The 21,304-nt window shown below is 39.5% G+C and carries 22 protein-coding genes and 1 tRNA gene; 14 read left to right on the forward strand and 9 right to left on the reverse strand.

The genetic code is table 11. The features are described from left to right. Positions 1 to 73: 73 nt before the first annotated feature. Together NFR46_RS01225 and mprF are read right to left on the reverse strand one after the other, a co-directional pair. Entirely contained in the window at positions 74 to 1,036 is a 963-nt protein-coding gene (locus NFR46_RS01225; RefSeq protein WP_251574098.1) for a 2-hydroxyacid dehydrogenase family protein, read from the reverse strand. An 83-nt stretch (positions 1,037 to 1,119) separates the two neighbouring features. Then, on the reverse strand, positions 1,120 to 3,705 hold the full coding sequence (mprF, locus tag NFR46_RS01230; protein ID WP_251574100.1) for a bifunctional lysylphosphatidylglycerol flippase/synthetase MprF: 2,586 nt from the start codon (positions 3,703 to 3,705) through the stop codon (positions 1,120 to 1,122). Positions 3,706 to 3,834: 129 nt separating this feature from the next. Here mprF and NFR46_RS01235 point away from each other — a divergent pair. Then, positions 3,835 to 3,909 (forward strand) — tRNA-Asp (locus NFR46_RS01235). A gap of 73 nt (positions 3,910 to 3,982) precedes the next feature. After that, complete coding sequence (locus tag NFR46_RS01240) at positions 3,983 to 4,849, forward strand: RluA family pseudouridine synthase (RefSeq protein ID WP_251574103.1); 867 nt, start codon at positions 3,983 to 3,985, stop codon at positions 4,847 to 4,849. 64 nt (positions 4,850 to 4,913) lie between these two features. Here the strand turns inward: NFR46_RS01240 and NFR46_RS01245 are convergent, their stop codons facing one another. Then, positions 4,914 to 5,609 (reverse strand): DUF4811 domain-containing protein, encoded by a 696-nt coding sequence (locus NFR46_RS01245; protein WP_251574105.1) that lies wholly within the window; start codon positions 5,607 to 5,609, stop codon positions 4,914 to 4,916. Then, positions 5,606 to 7,048, reverse strand: a complete 1,443-nt coding sequence (locus NFR46_RS01250; RefSeq protein ID WP_420908572.1) for an MDR family MFS transporter — start codon at positions 7,046 to 7,048, stop codon at positions 5,606 to 5,608. Before NFR46_RS01250 ends, NFR46_RS01245 begins: the two co-directional genes overlap by 4 nt. 184 nt (positions 7,049 to 7,232) lie before the next feature. Between NFR46_RS01250 and NFR46_RS01255 the strand changes: the two genes are divergently transcribed. The 4 genes from NFR46_RS01255 (at position 7,233) to NFR46_RS01270 (ending at position 11,598) form a co-directional block, all read left to right on the forward strand. Further along, positions 7,233 to 7,676 carry a MerR family transcriptional regulator gene (locus tag NFR46_RS01255; RefSeq protein ID WP_251574108.1) on the forward strand — a complete coding sequence of 148 codons (444 nt, stop codon included), beginning with the start codon at positions 7,233 to 7,235 and terminating at the stop codon, positions 7,674 to 7,676. Between the two features lie 70 nt (positions 7,677 to 7,746). Beyond that, positions 7,747 to 8,097 (forward strand): DUF3368 domain-containing protein, encoded by a 351-nt coding sequence (locus NFR46_RS01260; protein WP_251574110.1) that lies wholly within the window; start codon positions 7,747 to 7,749, stop codon positions 8,095 to 8,097. A gap of 290 nt (positions 8,098 to 8,387) precedes the next feature. Further along, complete coding sequence (gene rnjA, locus NFR46_RS01265) at positions 8,388 to 10,253, forward strand: ribonuclease J1 (protein ID WP_251574111.1); 1,866 nt, start codon at positions 8,388 to 8,390, stop codon at positions 10,251 to 10,253. Positions 10,254 to 10,410: 157 nt separating this feature from the next. After that, positions 10,411 to 11,598, forward strand: a complete 1,188-nt coding sequence (locus NFR46_RS01270; protein ID WP_251574112.1) for a CPBP family intramembrane glutamic endopeptidase — start codon at positions 10,411 to 10,413, stop codon at positions 11,596 to 11,598. 75 nt (positions 11,599 to 11,673) lie between these two features. Here NFR46_RS01270 and NFR46_RS01275 read toward each other — a convergent pair whose 3' ends face one another. From NFR46_RS01275 to NFR46_RS01290, 4 genes are read right to left on the reverse strand one after another with little or no spacing between them, the layout of a single operon-like run. After that, positions 11,674 to 12,327, reverse strand: coding sequence for an amino acid ABC transporter permease (locus tag NFR46_RS01275; protein WP_251574113.1), 654 nt, complete (start codon positions 12,325 to 12,327; stop codon positions 11,674 to 11,676). A gap of 13 nt (positions 12,328 to 12,340) precedes the next feature. Then, positions 12,341 to 12,979 carry an amino acid ABC transporter permease gene (locus tag NFR46_RS01280; protein ID WP_182580848.1) on the reverse strand — a complete coding sequence of 213 codons (639 nt, stop codon included), beginning with the start codon at positions 12,977 to 12,979 and terminating at the stop codon, positions 12,341 to 12,343. Beyond that, positions 12,979 to 13,806 (reverse strand): transporter substrate-binding domain-containing protein, encoded by an 828-nt coding sequence (locus NFR46_RS01285; RefSeq protein ID WP_251574114.1) that lies wholly within the window; start codon positions 13,804 to 13,806, stop codon positions 12,979 to 12,981. Before NFR46_RS01285 ends, NFR46_RS01280 begins: the two co-directional genes overlap by 1 nt. A gap of 15 nt (positions 13,807 to 13,821) precedes the next feature. Next, on the reverse strand, positions 13,822 to 14,562 hold the full coding sequence (locus tag NFR46_RS01290; protein ID WP_277612834.1) for an amino acid ABC transporter ATP-binding protein: 741 nt from the start codon (positions 14,560 to 14,562) through the stop codon (positions 13,822 to 13,824). Between the two features lie 271 nt (positions 14,563 to 14,833). Between NFR46_RS01290 and NFR46_RS01295 the strand changes: the two genes are divergently transcribed. The 3 genes from NFR46_RS01295 to NFR46_RS01305 all read left to right on the forward strand — a co-directional run bounded on the left by NFR46_RS01295 (position 14,834) and on the right by NFR46_RS01305 (position 16,905). Next, a complete protein-coding gene (locus tag NFR46_RS01295; RefSeq protein WP_251574115.1) occupies positions 14,834 to 15,310 on the forward strand; it encodes a universal stress protein in 477 nt (158 codons plus the stop codon). A gap of 211 nt (positions 15,311 to 15,521) precedes the next feature. Then, positions 15,522 to 16,205, forward strand: a complete 684-nt coding sequence (locus NFR46_RS01300) for a VIT1/CCC1 transporter family protein (protein WP_251574116.1) — start codon at positions 15,522 to 15,524, stop codon at positions 16,203 to 16,205. A 13-nt stretch (positions 16,206 to 16,218) separates the two neighbouring features. After that, positions 16,219 to 16,905, forward strand: a complete 687-nt coding sequence (locus tag NFR46_RS01305) for a VIT1/CCC1 transporter family protein (RefSeq protein ID WP_251574117.1) — start codon at positions 16,219 to 16,221, stop codon at positions 16,903 to 16,905. A gap of 59 nt (positions 16,906 to 16,964) precedes the next feature. Here NFR46_RS01305 and NFR46_RS01310 read toward each other — a convergent pair whose 3' ends face one another. Beyond that, a complete protein-coding gene (locus tag NFR46_RS01310; RefSeq protein WP_251574119.1) occupies positions 16,965 to 17,867 on the reverse strand; it encodes a cation diffusion facilitator family transporter in 903 nt (300 codons plus the stop codon). A 183-nt stretch (positions 17,868 to 18,050) separates the two neighbouring features. On the opposite strand from NFR46_RS01310, the gene NFR46_RS01315 reads away from it, so the two are divergent. From NFR46_RS01315 to NFR46_RS01335, 5 genes are all read left to right on the forward strand, one after another. Next, complete coding sequence (locus NFR46_RS01315; RefSeq protein WP_251574120.1) at positions 18,051 to 18,716, forward strand: metal-dependent transcriptional regulator; 666 nt, start codon at positions 18,051 to 18,053, stop codon at positions 18,714 to 18,716. 69 nt (positions 18,717 to 18,785) lie between these two features. Further along, on the forward strand, positions 18,786 to 19,541 hold the full coding sequence (locus NFR46_RS01320; RefSeq protein WP_251574122.1) for a threonine/serine exporter family protein: 756 nt from the start codon (positions 18,786 to 18,788) through the stop codon (positions 19,539 to 19,541). 9 nt (positions 19,542 to 19,550) lie between these two features. Further along, a complete protein-coding gene (locus NFR46_RS01325) occupies positions 19,551 to 20,021 on the forward strand; it encodes a threonine/serine exporter family protein (protein WP_191683846.1) in 471 nt (156 codons plus the stop codon). Positions 20,022 to 20,072: 51 nt separating this feature from the next. Beyond that, the gene (locus NFR46_RS01330; RefSeq protein ID WP_251574123.1) at positions 20,073 to 20,747 is read left to right on the forward strand and encodes a phosphatase PAP2 family protein; all 675 of its coding nucleotides are present in this window, start codon (positions 20,073 to 20,075) and stop codon (positions 20,745 to 20,747) included. 70 nt (positions 20,748 to 20,817) lie between these two features. After that, complete coding sequence (locus NFR46_RS01335; protein WP_251574124.1) at positions 20,818 to 21,291, forward strand: GNAT family N-acetyltransferase; 474 nt, start codon at positions 20,818 to 20,820, stop codon at positions 21,289 to 21,291. Positions 21,292 to 21,304: the final 13 nt, after the last annotated feature.

Below are 21,304 nucleotides of genomic sequence, written 5' to 3' on the forward strand. Positions count from 1 at the left end.
ACAATAAAAAACGTGAACCTAATCGGAGAAAATTACGGTTGGGTTCACGTTTTTTCGTTATTTTTAAATAAAGTTACTTATTAACAATGTATTTTGCTTGTTTACCGTTTAAAACATTAACGGCATTAGTGGCAACAATCTCAGCCATTGCATTCCGGGCTTCAAATGATGCGTTACCAATGTGTGGTGTCAAGATGACATTATCTAGTTTCTTAAAGCCATCGGCAACATTTGGTTCAGCTTCGTAAACATCAAGAGCAGCACCGGCAAGTTTCTTGTTTTGAAGTGCTTCGAGTAAAGCCGCTTCATTGATTACTGGTCCCCGGGCACAGTTGATTAGGAATGCAGAATCTTTCATCATTGCAAACTGTGGAGCATCAATCATGTGATGGGTTTCAGGAGTTAATGGGCAGTGAAGGGTAACCACATCAGAGCGTTTTAACAATTCGTCAAGGGTAACGTATTCAGCGGAATATTGAGCTTCTGTAGCTGAATCAGCTTGGTGACGTTGGGTATAGATGATTTTCACGTTAAATGCGTGTAGTCGTTGAGCAACACCACGACCAATACTTCCGAGACCAACAATCCCAAGAGTCTTTCCCGCTAATTCATGACCTAAGAAGAAGAGTGGAGCCCAGCCATCAAAACCAACTGAGCGCATTAGGCGGTCACCTTCCACAATTCGACGCATGAGGGCAACGACTAATCCACTAGCAACCTCAGCAGTTGCGGTTGAGGAAACAAATGGGGTGTTAGTGACATCGATTCCCTTGCTCCGGGCATATTTAACGTCAATATTATTGAAGCCAGCACCAAAATTAGCAATTAACTTAAGCTTTGGCGCAGCATCAATAACTTCTTGGTCGACTTGGGTAGATAAGGGAGTAATTAAAACTTTGCAGTCTTTGACGTGTTTAAGTAATTCTTCTTTACTAATTAACTCTTTGCCGTCGTAAACCTCATAATGAATTACTGCCTTATTTAGAATATCGGTAGCAACTTTTGGCAATTTTGCTGATAAGTAAACAGTAGCCATAACATTCGCCTTCCTAACTAAAAAATAATGACCGTGTAAACGATTACACGATCATTATAGTTCAATGTTCAAACTGCGGCAAACTATCGAGCTATCCAGGAGAAGAAAGCGGGTTTTGCTGGTTTGTCAGCCCTTTGATTAATTACCCCCACAAGGGCCATCATTGAGTTAATAATGGAGCTTCTTCTACGGAATGCGGTATAACGAGATTCCCAAATATCAGCGTACTTATTCTTGTACCGTCGTAATCCTTGGAAACCATAGAGATGGTAACCGTACTCGTAAATAAAGTGCGCAGCTTTTTCATCAAGGAAACTAAATTGTGACTCACCGACATTTGCTAATGGTGCCATCCCTAAGTCAAAGTATTCATAACCATGTTCTTGACCATACAGGAACATGCTAATAAAAATCTTATCCATAATTCCTGATGGTGCATCATGAGAATGGCGCATTAGGTCGATAGTGAGATATTTCTTTCCACCAGTTGGCATAAAGGTAGCAAAGGCAACGATTTTACCATCCTTATCAGTAACGGTTGCTACTGGGGCTAGTTGAATATAATCTGGTAAGAAGAATCCTAAAGAAAATCCTTTCTCCACTTGTTTTCCTAACCAATCATCAGAAACAGCCTTAATCTTTTTCATGAATTCTTTATCAAAAGGTGGTTTAACAACATTAAATTGGTACCCTTCACGATCGAATTTGTGCATTAGTGCTCGTTGTGAGCGTTGCCGTTTTCCTGCGAGGGTGAAGTCTGCTAGTCGTACTAAACCGGTTTCCCCAGTTTTAATGAAGTCAAAACCAAATTCATGGAGCAACATGGTAAATTGACCAGAAACTTCGTAAAAGACTAATTGATAATTATAAAGATCGGCTTCCTTCAAGAATTGGCGAAGGGCAGGACGAAATTCAGCGGAATTACCAACCGGATCTCCCATAATAATCAATCGATCATAGTTCCGTCGGTACATAAAGTACAGTTGATCCTGACCATCTTTTTGGTAAAAGTAGAGGTTCTTATCCTTTAAGAAGGCGAGGTGGCTAGTACGACTACCACCGAATTGTTCAATTACCTTCCGCACGCGTTCAGCATTGAATTTTTGTTCCTTAGCAAACGGATCAGCTCCAGAACAGAAGTAATGGAGGATTAGGACAAGAAGGATTAGCCCCAAAAGAAGGCCAATTAATCCAGAAAGCCATACCTTTTCTCCAGGGAAGAGGAAGAAGTTAGGAATCTTATGGGTTCTGGAATATTGAGGGGCATTGAGAACACCGACAATAACGTAAAGAATACAACTACCGGCAAAAATTAGGAGATCAATTGTGAACTTACTAATTGAATATTGGAGTTTAGCACGGTAGAGTTCTCGTTTTGAAAGTAAAATAAGGACTAAAACTATTGCTAAGTAGATGGTTAAACTCATCGTCCGGAGGTTCCACCAAGTAGTGACAATTCCAATTAGGAGAAGTGCTAAAGTTGGCCAATAAGCTTTTTGAACCTTAGATGCTAACCCGCGAGCACATGCTAACATGGCAATCGCAAAGAGAACTGTGGAAAGCTGGTGGATAAAGAAGAAGGTAAATGGGTAAAGCCGGGCAAAAATTTTATTGTCTTCTGTGATATCTGGGACCGCAGCTGCAAGCAGCATTAAGATTCCGGAGATATACATAAATGCCGTGATCAGAAAATGGGCAGTGTTTTGAATAATAACTAATGGTAAACCATCAAAGAAGTCATTTACCTGACGAGCAACATCGTGAAGAAAAAGGATTCCCGCAAGAATTAACGGTACGATGTAGTAGAAGATCCGGAAAAGAAGTAACCAGATAATAATTGTTGGCTTAGAAATCCCCATCAAAGAGAGTTCAAACATCATCATGACATCGAACGAACCAAGTGCTCCTGGAATCATAGAAATGACACCGAGTAGTTGAGCAACAACATATAGTGGTAAGACAGAAACAATGTTGTGACGAACACCTAAACACCAGCCAACGAGTAAGAAGAACAAGGCGACAAATAGCCATTCACAAGTTGAGCTGCCGACTAATAAACCCTCAATTTTTGGCGTAACATCCTTAAATAGGCGGTTATTATTAATTAGTGTGAAGTAGAAGACAACGGGGAAATAGAGTCCCCCAGCAACTAGCCAAATTGCGTACTGGTTAAAGTGACCTCCTTGATGGAAAATAAACATCAAGGCGAGGGCAACCCAACAGAGTACTGAGAGCCCCGATAAAAGAAAGACAGCAATTTTAGAGATGGCTAGTAGAATATCTTTTTTACTAGCATGCTTCCGGTAGAAGTATGCCCGCATTGTTGCACCGAGGACTCCACCAAAACCGGCAATATTTGTAAGGGTATTGGTAATCCAGCCACAACGAATGATGTAGGAAGTCTTAAACTTTCCGGGAAGGAATTTAACAATTGCAAAATCGTAGCCCAGCATTGGGATAACGGCAATACAACCAAAGATTAATAAAATAATGATATTAGACCAGGTTAAGTTGCTTAATCCGATACCGACACGGTGCCAGTCAACGGTTTTAAAAAAACTTGTTAGTGCATGGACAACAAAAATAACGACTGAGATCACAAAGACGATCTTTACCGGTCGTGAATATTTTTCCCACCATGATGACAAGCGTTTATATAAGGATTCCATAGTTTCCTCCTTAAATAGATACTAATAACCATTATAAAGGATTTCTTCTATTTGAAGAAGTTAAAAGGAAATTTAAAAAGTTGTTGACACTGGGGGAGAAGTTTCGTATACTTTTATTTGTTGTCAAATGGTCCGTTGGTCTAGTTGGTTTAGGACGCATCCCTGTCACGGATGAGATCACGAGTTCGAGTCTCGTACGGACCGTCATAGTTAATAAAAAAGGCTGGGAAGTTTATTCCCAGCCTTTTTACATAATCGGATTTTTTAGGAGGAAAGAATGAAAAATACATGGCAGTATCAAGGCACTGAGCCAATCAAAATTAAAAAGTATCTTCAATCATTAGGGATGGGACACCGCCTCTTTAATGATTTAAAAAATGGCCAAGGTGAATTCTTGGTGGATCACCGTAAAGTTCGGCCAACGACAAAGATACTGCCGAACCAACCGTTAACGGTAATTGCCCAGCCAGAAATACGCGATTTGTCAGTAAAGTTAAGTGATGAACCTCTTAAGATTGTGTATGAGGATGCCAATTGGATAGTGATTGATAAGCCAGCGGGAGTAACGTCAATTCCCGGTCCATCAGTAGATAACGGGACGGTTCTTAATCGAGCAGTTAAGTATTTAATTGATCAGGGTTCGGACGATCAACGGCCACATTTAATTACTCGACTTGATCGTTATACCGGTGGCCTACTATTAATTGCTAAGCACAATGTTGCTTCCAGTATGATTAGCCAACAAGTTCAGCAACACCAGATGTTAAAGGAATATACCGCATTTGTTTCCGGGACATTCAAGGAAAAACATAGCGTGATTAATAAGCCAATTGCTCGGCGTGAAGGACAGCCCCAGCGAGTGATTGCGGAGGACGGCCAACGAGCGATCACTGAATACTGGGTAGAAGAGGAGCAAGCGGGTTGGACAAAGCTCCGGGTTCAATTACATACGGGACGGACACATCAAATACGGGTACACCTTGCTTCTATTGGTCACCCACTAATTGGTGATCACCTTTATGGTGGTGATATTTCTGAACGTCAACACCAAGCATTATGGGCAACCAAACTTTCGTTTAAGGATCCATTTACGTTAAAACAATTAACATTTTCCCGGGAAATAGGTAGTCTTCTAGAAAATTAACTTTATAGAAAAGCCCCTAACGATTGTTATTTCAGTCGTTAGGGACTTTTCATATAATTATGATTTATTTTTGTTTAATCATTTGGGCCATAAATTCTTGTTCCGCCTGTTGCGAGACTTGCTGAATTTGTTGTGCACTCATATGTGGTTGTTTTGCCATTGCAGCTTGAACTTTAGCAGTGACAAAACTCTTAGCTTGAGTCTGAAGTTGTGGCCCTGCAGCAGCAAATCGCTTTTGTAGTTGTTGAGCTTGCATAGGCGTGAGTTTAACAAAAGCGCGTGGATACTTTATCACATTGGTTCTTTTAACTAATGTGCCATCCATTCCTGACCACATAAAGAGACCCTTATAGAAATTATTTTTAAACCGCCATCTTGTTTCTGTCGTTTTTAATTGCGGTTTGGTTCGATTAGTAAATTCCATTTTACTGGTCGTGTATTCATTTGCCTGTGTGTGAACAGGCTTTTTTTGATTTTGACTAGTTTTATAAATTAAAACGTTGTCTTGACCGTTAGTGCCTACAGGTTGATAAAGGGCAATTGGTAATTTTCCCGTTGCAGAGTAGACGGTTTGGTTAGTGGTTGTTGTAACTTTTTCCATTCCAAAATGGTGACTGTAATTTAATGTCATCAGGATAGTTGAAACAACGAAGAGAATGCCGAAAATAATGGTTCCAGTGATTCTAGTTACCCGTTGGTTGATAAACATCACGCTGGCAAATAGTGCGACCGCGGAACCAAACATTAAAATAATGATCATTTAGGATCCTCCTTTTCTCGAATGTCATCTGAATCAAACTTTAAATGGATACCGTTACCGCTTGTAACAAAGAAAGTCAAACAGAGGCCAATCAAAGCAAAGACAATCGCAAACCAAAATGCTGCATGGTACCCCATTAAAGTTGCATCAAACATTTGTGATTTATATTGAAGAGGGGCAGCCTTTAGTAACGAATGAGTTGGCTTATTATTGTTTGTGACATTGGTTAGAACGGAAATCATAATTGCCGTACCGACAGAGGTAGCAACCTGACGAAGAGTGTTGTTAACGGCTGTCCCATGAGAGATGAGGTGGTATGGCAAGGAGTTCATTCCTGCGGTAGTTACTGGCATCATTACCATAGAGATTCCAAACATCCGTACTGCATACAGGAAGATAATATAGATCGTTGGGGTGTCACGGGTAATAAAGGCAAATGGAATGGTCCCTACCGAAAGGATGAACATCCCAGTAATCGCAAGCCGTCTTGCACCGTGACGGTCAAACAAGTTCCCAGTGATTGGACTCATTACCCCCATGAAGAGGGCACCAAATAAGAGGGTTAGCCCTGAATGGAAAGCTGACATTCCGTGGATAATTTGGAGGTACAAGGGGATTACTAATTCGACCCCAACCATTGCCATCATTACAATTGAACTTAAGATAGTTGCAAGGGTAAATTCATTACTCTTAAACACCTTAAATTCCAGAAATGGTTCTTCTAGCTTGTTCTGACGGAAAATGAGGAATGCAACAAGGATAGCACCAATGATGATGGTTGATAAAACAACCGGGTCGGTCCATCCATTATTACCAACACTGGAGAAACCATAAAGCATACTTCCAAAACCAGCCGTTGAAATAATAACTGACAACCAGTCAAGATGAGGCTTCCGGTTAGGAATAACGTTTTTGACGAAGAATAAACTTGCAATAATTACTACAGCAGCAATTGGAACGATCATTCCGAATAACCACCGCCAGCTAAAGTTATCAATAACCCATCCAGAAAGGGTTGGGCCAATCGCTGGTGCCAACCCAATAACTAGTCCGTTAACCCCCATGGCGGCCCCACGCTTTTCAGGTGGGTAGATTGTTAGCATAATATTTTGCATTAATGGCATGTTAATCCCCACACCAATTGCTTGGATTAAACGGCCACTAAGGAGAATAGCAAATGATGGTGCTAACCATGACATGATCGTTCCAATTTCAAAGATTGACATTGCAATAACGAATAGGACCTTAGTATTAAAACGGCTGCTTAAGTAGGCACTGATTGGGATCATGATCCCATTAACCATCAAAAATCCGGTAGTTAACCATTGAACAGTTGATGTACTAATGTTAAAAGCATTCATTAAAGCCGGAAAGGCGGTCGAAAGGATAGTCTGATTTAGAATAGTACAAAATGCACCAATTAATAGGATCAAGACCATTAATCTTCTATTGTATGGTTTGTTATTAATATCTACAGGAATAGACTGTTGATCCACACTGAAAACCTCTTTTCTTTTTTAGTCAATGCTACCTAATATAAAACTATTTAATATCTTTATCAAATTATTTTACAAAGATATCCGATTTTAAGATAATACCACATAGATTAAACTTTGGAGGAGGATGATGAGTATTTTACTTGCAGAGCGGTTTCATAAGATGATCGAACAAAATGATTTACGGGTTACGATGTCACAACTAGCGGAAATGACGGGAGTATCACCAAGCCAAATTCGTTATTGGGAAAAGAAGGGGTACATAGAATCTGAACAAGGGGAGAAAAATCAAAACCACTTGTTTCCCGTTACCATGCTTTTTCGGGTTTGTACGATAAAGTTTTTCCTTGATCAGGGATATACACTTGCGGTGGCCGTTAAAAAGGAACAGGAACGCCGCGAGTCCGTTAAATTATTACATGAATTTATTCTTAATCAAAAGTTGAATGTTAAGCAACTAGCCCCAGGTAAGGGAGAGATTGAAATAGGTGAAATAGCCGAAGCTCCTCATACTGAAGTTTATGCGACCGTTGAGAACGGAAAAACTGAATTACATCTTCGGCAGAAGTGATTAGATTGTGGTATGGTATTAATGAATGATAATGTATTTTATGGCAAATTAAGAAAGGGAAGCGATCAAAATGGCACAAGTAGGATTACGCTATGATGAACTAGATAATCATGCCGCTAAGGAAGCAGCTTTGAAGACGTTTATTGCCTTTTACATTCATCAATACCAATTGAAGAGTCTTGAAATTATGGGGGCAAAGGCTTCAAATGAAGTTATGGGAACAATCAACCACGTATTGAAAGAGAACGCTTATCACGGTGAAGAAGAACTAGCTGAAATTAGCGAACGCCTTTGCAAAAGTGCTTATGAAGGGGTCCTTAGTGAATTGACTGATGTAAAGTTCAATCAAGAAGGAGAACCAATTGTTCCCTTAGAAAAGTTGTGGCAAAAGGAAGAAGAAAGCTTGCCGACAGAAGACTAAGAAACAAATCTTTTGTAAAATTGTAATAGGGATATTCAAATTACATTATTAATACCTTTAAATTTAAGAGACCGGGAAATTAATCCGGTCTCTTTTATTTTGGAATCTTGAATGATAGCAGAAAAAGATAATATATGGTAAAATATGATTAGTTTTTAGTACGGATATAAAAAAGTAAAACTGAATCACCAAGAAACCCTTTTCTAACCCGAAAAGTGGGTCTTTTGGTCTACAATTTTCCGTTATTGATTTTTAATAAAATTCAAATAGAAAGGTACAAGAAAGGTATTATGTCAAAATTAAATATTAAGAACAATGAAGTCGCCTTTTATGCCATGGGGGGCTTAGGCGAAATTGGTAAGAACATGTACTGTGTTCAATTCCAAGATGAAATCATCATTATTGACTGTGGTGTACTTTTCCCCGAAGACGAACTCCTGGGTGTTGATTATGTAATTCAAAATTACGATTACCTAATTGAGAATAAGGATAAAATTAAGGGAATCTTTATTACCCACGGACACGAAGATCACATTGGTGGGTTGCCCTTCTTCTTACAAAAGGTAAATGCACCAATCTATGCTGGTCCATTTGCGATGTCCCTAATCAAGGGAAAGCTGGAAGAAAAGCACCTTTTGCGTGATGCGGAACTCCATGAAATTAATGAATTTGATGAAGTCCACTTTAAGAAGCTTTGGGTCAGCTTCTTCCGGACAACCCACTCAATTCCTGATACTTTAGGTGTTGCGGTCCATACTCCACAAGGGACAATTATTCAAACTGGAGACTTTAAGTTTGACTTAACACCAGTTGGTCATTTGCCAGGGCCAAACCTCCAACAGATGGCTAAGCTTGGTGATGAAGGAGTCCTCCTCTTAACTTCTGACAGTACAAACGCTGAACGACCACAGTTTACTAAGTCGGAACGGTGGGTTGATATTCACATTCGGCGTATTTTTGAACGGATTAAGGGCCGGATCATTTTTGCTTCATTTGCTTCAAACGTTTACCGGTTACGGGAAGCATCCGATGCTGCGATTGCCCAAGGACGGAAGATTGCCGTGTTTGGACGAAGCATGGAAAATGCTATTGCGGCCGGACAAGAACTTGGTTACCTTAATATTCCTAAGGATTCATTAATTGACCAAAATGAAATTAATAACTATCCACCGGAAAAGGTATTGATTATGTGTACTGGTTCTCAGGGTGAACCAATGGCAGCTTTGAGCCGGATCGCTAACGGAACGCACCGTCAAATCACCATTCAACCTGGTGATACTGTTGTTTTCTCAAGTAACCCAATTCCTGGGAATACGACTAGTGTTAACGCATTAATCAACAAGCTAGAAGAAGATGGCGCAAACGTTATTCACGGTTACGTTAACAACATTCACACTTCTGGTCACGGTGGTCAAATCGATGAAGAATTCATGTTGCGATTAATGAAGCCAAAGTTCTTTGCACCAGTTCACGGTGAATACCGGATGCAAAAGATCCATACCAAGCTAGCTGAAATGACTGGTGTCCCACAAGAGAACAGTTTTATCCTGGCTAACGGGGATGTATTGGCACTAACTAAGGATTCTGCACGGGTTGCGGATCATATCGATAGTGCTGCAGATGTTTATATTGATGGCCGCGATGCTGGTGATACTGTTGGTAATCCAGAAATTCATGAACGTCGCCTTCTTTCTGAAGAAGGGGTTGTAACAGCAGTTGCAGTTGTTGACTTGAAGGATTACCAGATTGTTGCGGGACCAGATATTGTTTCGCGAGGATTTGTTTACATGCATGAATCTCAAGAGTTAATTAAGGCAGCTAACCACGAGGTCTTCTGGGCAATTTTAAATACCTTTAAGAACCATAAGCATGTAGACCGCCGCGCTCTTAACCGGACGATCATTAGTCGTTTGCAAAAGCTTCTCTATGCTCGAACAGGTCGTCGCCCCGTAATTATTCCAATGGTAACGATTTTGAATGGTGATCGTCACTATGAAAACCATCACTATCGTCAACCAAGTAATAAGAAAAAAGCGGGTCATGAAAATAACAATCGGAAGAACCACCCAAAACATCGTAATCAACAGCGAAAGCATGGTAATTCCAAAAAGCAAAACGCTAAAAAGGAACCAGTTGCTGCTGGTAAAAATGAATAGCGATGAGTAATAAGCCCCAGAGTCCGACTTTCCGGACTTTGAGGCTTATTTATATCTTTAATTAACTAAATAATTTCTAAGATAAAATGTTTAAATTCATTGGTATAATTTGGTATGATCAAACAGTATAAGCAATTATTTATTTGGAGGAATCTCGATGACTGGAAGAGATTATTTAAAGATCTGGTATCGAGTTCAAATTGGTGCGACTTTAATTATTTTAATGATGATGATGATTCGTAACTTTGAACTTGGCCGCAATATTTGGCTGCAGTTGTTATGGATGGTAATTATTCTTGGCTTAGGATTAGCTGAAGAATTATGGGAGGATGTCCCACCAATTATCAGTAAGGTTAATTGCTGGATTCAGGGGTTAGCACAGCCAGTAATTCTTACCTTTGCTTGGGGGGTAATTACCCGGGAAATAATTACGATGCTCCACATGCCATCGCGTGGTGTGGTAGTGCTCATGATTTTGTACTACTTTGTAATGTATGCGCCGTTCGCTAGCGTTATTGGTGGACAGATGAATCTGAGCATTGAGCGATTTATCTTTGTAATTTGGATGTTTCAGATTGTAATTGTTCCCTTTACCTATTTGCCATTTGACCTAATTGCTAACCCTAAGTTAACTATTTTGTTATCAACTGGTGCAGTTGGTGCCGTTGCATATTTCCTGTTTGCAGTAACCGTAATGCGTGCATGGCACCTATCATGGCCAGGGTTAAAGCCAAATTGGAGTAGTGACTTCAATTGGTGGATCCTGTTATTAATGCTTGCCATTTTTGTGATTCCACTAGGAAGCAATATGATGGCAATTGTCCATTTGACCAAAACTGGGCTTTTTAAGCTAACATGTCAGGCGTTTGAATCGGGTCTTGCGGAAGAAAGTTTGTTTAGGTTTGCATTGCTTGGTGTTCTTTTTTACGCATGGCGTAACGTTAAGCAGCAACTGCCATTAGCTATCATTACCAGTTCGTTATTATTTGGGTTTGCTCACTTGATTAACTTGAGGGGACAAAGAATTGATTTGACCCTTTACCAAGTTGCACTGGCTTTCTTGCTAGGATTGTTCTTATCGGTTGTCTATGTATATACTGGTCAATTATGGTTAACAATGTTAATGCATTTCAGTCTTGACTGGTTTGGCTTTTTAGCAACGGGAACGACAAAGTTAACTGGTAACTTACTTCCGGGCGACTGGTGGTCATTATTATTCTTCCTAGTGGTTTTTGGTGGTTTCAGTCTTTGGATGATGTTTGGAACCCGGAGAGAAGTAATGGAACGTCATGTCAGACGATTAACTGGAAAACACCAACGTTTTGGATTCTCGATTCAGTATTAAGGTTAATAGATAAAAAAGAGGAAATGGTGAAGGCCATTTCCTCTTTTTACGTTCTAGTTATATTAAGTTTTTTACCTATGCTAAATGTTTATCTAAGTAGCGGGCAAGGAGAGAAAGTGAGTAACAAACAATAAAGTATAATACGGCTAACGCAACAAACATTGGAATGATATAGTTGGTATTTTGCCCATAAATAATTTGAGCGTGGTACATCAATTCTGGGAGAACAATGATTGTTGCTAAAGAAGTATCCTTAACCAACGAAATAAATTGACTAACTAATGCCGGTAACATATTTTTAATTGCTTGTGGTAAGACGATTAGTCGTAGTGCCTGCCACTTAGTTAGCCCGTTGGCAAGGGCCCCTTCAGTTTGACCATAGTCAATCGAATTAATACCAGAACGAACGATTTCAGCTACCATTGACGATTCAAAGACGGTCAGTGCTAGGATAGCTGCTGGAATAATTTCTGGCTTAATACCGATATTTGGAAGTCCAAAGTAGGTAAAGAAAATTATTAGCAGCAATGGTAAGTTACGAATTAAGTCAATGATAAAGCCAACGATTGCTGAGACGTACTTAATTTTTGCATAGCGAATAATTCCTAATAAAGTTCCAATGATGAAGCTGCAAATGATTGAGACAACTGAAATCTCAATCGTAACTCCAAGCCCTTGAAGAAGGAAGCGGATATTAATCCATGAATAAGCATCAATAAAATTTTGCATTTTTCATTCCTCCCTAAGCTAACTTCTTTTCCAGGTGACGCATGTAGTAGCTGAGAGGTAAAGTAATGATCAGGTAGAGAACACCAACGATAAAGTAAGTTGGCATTGTCTTTAAAGTATCATTAGCGATTAAGTTTCCTTCATACATTAAGTCAAAGCCGGCAACGAAGGCAAGCACAGAGGAATTCTTAACCAGGTTAATGAATTGGTTACCTAGTGGTGGAATAACAACCTTAAAAGCTTGGGGTAAGATAATGTACCGCATCGCTTGGGCATGAGTTAAACCATTAGCAAGGGCCCCTTCAAGTTGGCCGCCTTCGACAGAATTAATCCCAGCACGGACAGTCTCAGCAATAAAGGCTGAAGTGTAAAGTGTCAGACCGATTGTCCCGGCCGCAAAGCCACTGATTTTAACGATATACATAGGAACAATGAGGAAGAATCCCATTGCAATTACCAGCAAGGGGATATTCCGAAAAACTTCGACATAGATGCTACCGATTAAGCGAACAATTCGATATTTAGAAATTTCTAACAGTGCAAAGAAAGTCCCAATAACTAAACTACCAACGAGTGCAATCAGACTACAGAGAATGGTATTCCAAAGACCGTTGAGTAGGGGATGCCACTGAGTTGTAATAATATCTAACATTAACGTTTCATCTCCTGATAGTTAAATCCTTTAACATTACCAAACCACTTAAGAAGAAGGTGGTTGTAAGTCCCGTTCTTCTCAAGCCGGTTAAGTGCCCAGTTTAATTTATTCCTAAATGGTGCCTGATTCTTGTTAACGGCAATTCCGTAAGGTTCTTTGGTAAAGTTACCACCAACAACTTCGTAACCGGGATTTTCACTTGCCATCCCATAAAGGATACCGTTATCTGTAGTGAGGGCGTCTCCTTGTTTCGACTTTAATGCTGTCATTGCTTGGGCATAGTCTGAAAGCTGGAGTACCCGTGCTTTTGGTGCAAATTTAGCAACATTTTTAACTGAGTTAGAACCAGATACACCCAGGATTACTTCACCTGGTTTATTGAGATCCTGGATGTCCTTGATGGGACTACCTTTTTTAACTAAAAGAGATTGACCAGCATCAAAGTATGACTTGGTAAAATCAACTTGTTTTTCCCGTTCTGGAGTAATAGTCATGGTAGCCATGATTGCATCAATGTTTCCGTTCTTTAGTAATGGAACCCGCGTACCACTAGTAACCGGAACAAAAACGGCCTTTCCTTGAGGTCCAAGGATTTCTTTTGTCATTGCCTTAGCAAGATCGATTTCAAATCCCTCAAGTTTACCAGTCCGAATATCCTCCAAACCGAACAGTCTGGTATCAGCCTTAACCCCCCAAGTAATTTGTTTGCTCTTTTGATCAGCTTTTAAAATATCCTGGTTGGCAACTGAACTACAACCAGAAAGGGTTGTAAGACTAACGAGAGCAATTGCGACAACCGTTAGTAAGTGCCAAATCTTTTTCATTATTTTGGCCTCCTTCTAGTGTCCGCTAATTTTACTCATAAAGTCACGAGCACGCTGTGTGGTTGGCTGCTCACCAAAGAACTTCTCAGTGGAGTCATCCTCGATAATTCGTCCATCAGCCATGAAAATAACCCGATCCGCAACATCGTGTGCAAAGCCCATTTCGTGGGTAACAACCAGCATGGTCATTTTTGAGTTTTCTGCAATATCTTTCATTACGTTAAGGACATCATCGATCATTTCTGGATCAAGGGCACTCGTTGGTTCATCGAACAAGAGACATTTAGGCTTCATTGCAAGGCTCCGGGCAATTGCAATCCGTTGCTTTTGACCACCAGATAGTTGTGCTGGCATGTTATCAGCTTTATCTGCAAGCCCGACCTTTTCAAGGAGCTGCATTGCAAATTCACGATTTTCTTTTTCTGGACGTTTGAGAACGATTCGTGGTGCTAACATGATATTTTCCAAAACATTTTTATTATTGTAGAGGTTGAAATGTTGGAAGACCATTCCGACATCTTTCCGAATTAAGTTAACGTTAGTCTTTTTATCAGCTAAATCAAAACCGTTAACAATTAATTTTCCGTCACGAATTGGGTCTAAACCATTAATTGTCCGAATCAGACTACTTTTCCCAGAGCCAGAGGGACCGATTAGAACAACGGTCTCACCAGCATCAATTGTTAAATTAATGTCCTTTAATGCATGGAACTTACCATAGTATTTTTGGACATTATGGAATTCTATCATTGACATTGCGTTTTACTCTCCCCTAAATATACAGTATCGTTTGTGGCCACGAGGACTAAAACAATTAAATTATAGAACTTGTTGGATCGACAGGCAAGAAAGCCCTGCCGAATATAAAAATTTAAAAATAATCAATATTTAATTCTATAGAATATTGTTTTAGGTCTACCAAAATAAATATTTACAAATATTTGATAAGTAGTAACATAGTAGGTGAAACTTACTGCGATCGAGATAATCTATTGATCGTCAGGACCACAGAGAGGGGAATAGTTTAATGTTTGAAATTAAGCCAAAGAAGTTCAAGAAGATCCTTGTCGGTGTCGACGATGCACCTGATGCCCGGGCCGCTTTTTCATATGCGGTAGATAAGGCAAAACGTGATGGCTCTGAATTAGGGATTGTTTCTGTTTTGGAAACTGATGACGTTAACGTTTATCAAATTCTTGACAAAGACTATGTTCACAGCTCTGCTGATGAATTACGGAAGCGGGTTAACGAATACGTAAAGGCTGCTGTAGACTACGGTGTTGATCCAAAAAAGATTACAGGAATTGTTGATCAAGGTGATCGTCCAGCTGAACGGATTTGCAACCACGTCATTCCAGCATTCCAACCAGACTTATTAGTTGTTGGTTCAATTGGTAAGTGGGGTAACCGCAAGGCTGTTGGTTCCCAAGCATCTTACATGACTAAGCATGCAGGAACTTCCGTATTTGTTATTCGGACAACTGCAGTTCAAAGATATGAATAATTATTTCTAATTAGTAAATAGCACTTATTTAAGAAATTAATTCATTATGAATAAAGAGGTCGGTGAAAAAGTGAAAGTTTTTCCCGACCTCTTATCCTTTGATAGCTAATTAATAATCTTTCTAAATTGGAATGAGTACTACTAACATAATTATTGATCTACTTTTAAGGGATGTTATAATGATTCTAATCTAAAAAAGGGAGTTTTTGAAATGACCAAAAAGAAAATGTCACTGGCTCAAAGAGTTAATGTTTTACGGGCCAGTGTAATGGGGGCCAATGATGGTATCATTTCAATTGCCGGAATCGTTATTGGTGTTGCAGCGGCAACCAATAACTCTTATTCGATTTTGATTTCTGGACTGTCAGGAACACTTGCCGGCATGATTTCAATGTGTATGGGAGAGTATGTATCAGTATCTACCCAGAAGGATTCACAAAAAATGGCGTTAATTAGCGAACGCCAGCGTTTAAGTGATCAGTATCAAGAAGAATTCGACTATGTTCAAAAAAAATATGAAGCTCAAGATATTGATCCTGAGTTGGCTAAGCAAGCAACGAAGGAATTAATGGATAAAGATGCTTTATCGACCGTTGTTCAGGAACGGTATGGCTTTAATCCAAGAGACTTTACTAGTCCCTATGCTGCAGCGATTGCTTCATTTATTTCTTTTCCAACTGGTTCAATTTTACCGATGCTTGCTGTTACACTTTCTCCAGCAAACATTCGGATCTTTGCGACAGCTATTGCAGTTTTAATTGCCTTACTTATTACCGGTTACTGTGCAGCTATTTTGAGTAAATCAGATCGCCTTAAGGGGAGTATTCGAAATGCGATTGCTGGTTTATTGACGATGGGTGTTACCTATATTATTGGGCAGTTATTAGCACATTAGGGGGTGTTGAGAAATGGCAAAGAAAAAACATCAAAAGCAAACAATGGAAGAAAAACTCAACACGCTTCGTGCTGGTGTTTTAGGTTCTAATGATGGAATTTTAACCGTTGTCGGTGTCTTAGTTTCAGTTGCAGCGGCAACATCTGATCGTTTTACAATTTTTATTGCTGGTCTTTCAGACTTGCTAGCATGTGCCTTTTCAATGGCATCTGGTGAATACGCTTCTGTTTCAACCCAAAAGGATACTGAACAATCAGCGGTTAAAAATGAACAGCACTTATTAAAAACAGATTTTGAAAGTGAAGTTGCGGCAGTTAAGGACTATTATGTCAGTAAAGGAGTTACTCCCGAAACTTCGCTAGCAATTGCCAAGGATTTACTTAATAAAAAGCCCTTGGAAACCGTTGTACGAGTTAAGTATGATATTGAATTAGGTCACTACTTGAATCCATGGGATGCCGCTTTCTCCTCTCTATTTTCAGCAGCTGCTGGAGGAATTTTCCCTCTCTGCGCGATGACTTTCGCACCATCCGCCTATAAGTGGTATGCAGTTATTTTAGCGGTTGTATTAACAAGTGCACTAACTGGGTACATTAGTTCTAAACTTGGAAATGGTTTGGTAAAAATTGCTGTTATTCGGAACATTATTATTGCGTTAATCACGGTTGCCATCCACTATGGTGTTGGTAGGTTATTCTAGTTTAAATATAAAATTAAGGCCTAGGAAAAACGTTTTAGTTTTCACCTAGGCCTTTTTGATCATTTAATTAAGTTTTCTTCATCAACGTTCGTATCAAAGAATTCCTCATCTTTTCCTCGATGGTACTCTGCTTGAATAGTGACATGACAGATTCCGTATTTTTCATTTAATAGTTTATCAACTTGTCGGTAAATTTTTTCGACATCGCTAAGTTTCATATCATGGCAATTTAAGTGAGCAGAAAAGATAATCCGCTTTTCATCAATCATCCAAGTATGAACGTGGTGCACTGCGGTAACACCGTCAATTTGGATTAGGTCCTGTTCAATTCCCTTATAATCAAGCTTTGGTGCTGATTCCATCAGGATAGTAACGGTCTGTTTAATTACTGGCCATGCTTCGTAGGCAATGTAGATAGCTACAGCAATTGTTAAGACAGGGTCAAGCCAGGTGATGTTAACAAAGGTTAAGATTACCCCGCCGATGATAACTGCAAATGAAGATAAGGCATCACTTAAAACATGGAGGTAAGTTGCCTTAACGTTTAAGTTACTGTGGCTGCCGGCATGAAGGAGGATTGCTGAAAGAAGATTAGCAACTAAACCAACAACGGCGACAATTAACATTATTTCACCGTTGATATGTGCTGGTTGCTGAAGTCGCTTAACAGCTTCAATAATTAAAAAAACTGAAACAATTACTAGAAAAGTAGCATTTACCATTGCAGCTAGTATTTCAGCTCGACGGTATCCGTATGTTCTTTTACTTGTTTCTGGTTTATTTGCGATCGTTTGGGCAAAATAACCAAGGACGATTGAAAAAGAGTCCCCTAAGTTATGAAAGGCATCGGATAGTAATGCTAAACTTCCTGAAAATAGGCCCCCAATAATTTCCACGACAGTAATTAGAACATTTAGTACGGTTACTGCTAAGAAACGCTTTCCCGTGATTTGTTCATCCATTGTAAAACTCCTCATTAATATATCTGTTATCTTAAGTTTATCATATTAAAACAATAGCTAACAAAAAAATTAGGTTATCCGAAGAAGTTATTTATTAGTTATGCTATAATCAAATATGTTATTATTAATTAACTTAGTAGACCGTTCGTAGGCCGAGAAACAATGTAGAGGAGGATGTAGCCCTTGACACCGATGAAAGAAGATTATCTTAAGATTATCTTTGAGCTTGGTGGTAGCCACAAAAAGGTTTCAAATAAGGATATTTCTTTGGGCCTAGGTATCGCAGCAGGTTCTGTAACGGAAATGGTCTCAAAATTATCAGATGAGGGACTAGTAGTTCATGAACCATATGCTGGAATTTCGTTAACTGAAAAGGGACAAAAGTATGCGGCAGAATTAGTTCGTAAACATCGTCTATGGGAAACGTTCCTGGTTAATAAGTTGCATTATAATTTTGCGGATGTTCACTCAGAAGCAGAAGTTTTGGAACACCAAACCAGTGACCGGTTAGCAACGGCGCTAGACAATTTTTTACAGCACCCACAAGCATGTCCACATGGTGGGGTAATTCCATCAGCTAGTGGACAATTCCCAGATGTTTCCCATCGCTTATTAGCGGATGCCAATGATGGAGAGACTGTTCAACTTGAACGTTTCTTGGATAATCATGAATTGTTAACATACCTTGAAGAATTAAAATTACGGCCAGATGATACTGTTAAAGTGATTCGTCATGAACCATTTGAAGGGCCATTAGTAATTGAAAAAGATGGTGAAGATACACCACTGAATGTTTCATACAAGGCATCACATAACATCTTTATCAAGGCTGATAATACAGGTAAATAATTGATGTAAAGAGGCTGAGGTAATTCCCAGCCTCTTTTAATACACCTTGTTATTAAGGAGGGAAAACTAATGCTAACGGAACAACGACGAATTCTTGCCTTACGAACTTGTGTCCTTGCAGGAAGACTCCTGATTGAAAATGGTTCAAATATGGAACGGGTGAACGATACCCTGGATCGGATGGCTAAAAATGTTGGTTTAAGAAAATTTCAAGCCTTTACGACCTTAACCGGGATTGTTGCTAGTAGTGATGATCTTCCTAATTCACAAGTTGCAGATATTCGGCGGCGAAAGAACGATCTTAGTAAAGTAGTAGCAGTAAATGAAGTTTCGCGGGAACTAGCCAGTGGCGTAATTGAACTACCTGAAGCTTATGCTCAGTTGAAGTCGGTTGAGCGACAGGTAAGTGGATGGTGGCAAAATCCATTAGAAACTCTTGCAGCAGCTATTTTAAGTGCTGCTTTAATGGTTGTTTTTACAGGTGACGTGGTAGATTGGTGGGCAGTTTTTATCATTGGTGGCTTAAGTTATGCTGTTTTTTCCTTCGTAGTTCGTAAGTTTAAAATCCAATATCTTGGTGAATTTTGTGCTTCGTTAGTAATTGGTATTTTAGCAATCATAACCGTAAAATTTGGGTGGACCCATAACGCAAATTCAATCATTATTGGTGGTGTTATGCCACTGGTTCCTGGAATTCCGTTAACAAATGCGGCGCGAGATTTGGTTTCCGGAAACCTAATCAGTGCCCCAACTCGAGGAATTGAGGCAATTTTAACTGCGGTTGCAATTGGAAGTGCGATTGTAATTGTTATGCGTTTTAGTTAGGAGGAGCCAATGAACTGGGAAAATTTATTTTTGCAATTTATTCTTTCATATGTTTCAACCGTATGCTTCGGAATTTTACTTCATATTCCAGTGCGGGCCTACAATATGGCCGGAATAATTGGTGGTGGGGTTTGGGTTATATATTGGCTCATCTATTATCATCATCACGTAGGACTAGCAATTAGTAACCTGTTTGCTGCTATCTTGATTTCACTATTTAGCATGGTCGCAGCCCGTCATTTAAAAATGCCGATGATTGTCTTTAATGTTCCCGCATTAGTAACGTTTGTTCCTGGGGGACAAGCTTATAAAATGGTTCGTAATTTTGCGCTAGGTAATTATCCTTTAGCGATGTTTTACCTTTACCAGGTAATTGTAATTGCTGGTGCGATCACCCTTGGCTTTGGGCTTGGTGAATTGTTGATTCGGGCCGTTAAATATATTCGTACTTTATCGAAAACTTCAAAATCAAAAGCTTAATGGTATGGTATACTCTAAACTAATGCTTATATAGATGATAGGAGAAAGATAATGTTAATTGTTCCAGATAATCAGCGATGGAAACGATTCACCATTAGCGGGGTTGTTTTTATTGTTTTGATGTTAATGATTAAGTTTAACTCGACGATCGGAACCACGATGGATGCTATTTTTCAATCCTTGTTCACAAGTCAACGTTTGGAAAATATTGGTTGGTTCCATGCCTTAATGACCTTAATCTCTTTTTTGGCTAGTCCCAAGCTTGACCTACTATGGGTTCTGATAATTGCAATTGTTTTATGGTTGAAAAATTACCGGATCCCTGCTGTATGGGCAATTTGCACAATCCTTGGTGGGGATGTCTTAGGAACCATCGTTAAACACTTTGTAAAACGGGCTCGTCCAGCACAACACCTCGTTGCTGATGATGGCTATAGTTTTCCAAGTGGTCACACCCTTGGCCTGTTTTTAGTTGCCGGAATCCTCTTCTTGGTGGTAATTCCAATTATCCAACGGGCAGCTGTTCGAACAATTTGTCAGTTATTACTGATTTTCGCGATCTTCTTCTTAGCGGTTTCTCGAGTATACCTTTACGCTCACTGGCCAGTAGATACAATTGCAGCAATGCTATTGGCATACGCTTGGCTTCAGGTAGCTGAATGGTTATATGTTGCTTGGGCACCAAAACTTCGTGAGATAAAGGTATTTAGTAATTCAATTTATTAGGTTAAAGCGCAAAGGTCTTGTTTGATCTTGATTGCGCTTTTTTATTTCCCGGGAAATAGGAGGATGGTAGATGATAGTAAAGACTAGCCGGCTAATTATTAAACGTGTTCGATCCCAAGAGGCGGCTTCATTAACTCCTCTATTGAAGTACCAGTCATTATTTAGGCGGGCTGGCCTAGTTTCGTTTGGCAAGGTTGATTTAAATTCTTTGCGACTACTTTGCCGTTCGGAGTGTGTATTACAAATTAAAACGAGAGATAAACAACAGTTACTTGGACTAATCATTCTTCTTCGTGTTTATGGAAAAAATGGGGAGGTGTTTCCTAAAAAGTACGAGATTGGCTACCTCCTTACTCCTCCGGCTCAACACGGTGGTTACATGACAGAAGTATTAAGCGCTGTTTGCCAGGAGTTAGATAAGTACAGTGTTAAACTAGTCGCTGAAGTCAAGAAAAATAATGAATCTTCAAAGCGGGTACTCAAGCGATGTGGTTTTATCCAAATAGCAACGAAAGCCGGAATGACTGAGTATTGGGAACGTTAGGGTAGGAAGTAAA

Origin of the sequence: Limosilactobacillus agrestimuris (assembly GCF_943193105.1) — a bacterium.
GTDB lineage: Bacteria > Bacillota > Bacilli > Lactobacillales > Lactobacillaceae > Limosilactobacillus > Limosilactobacillus agrestimuris.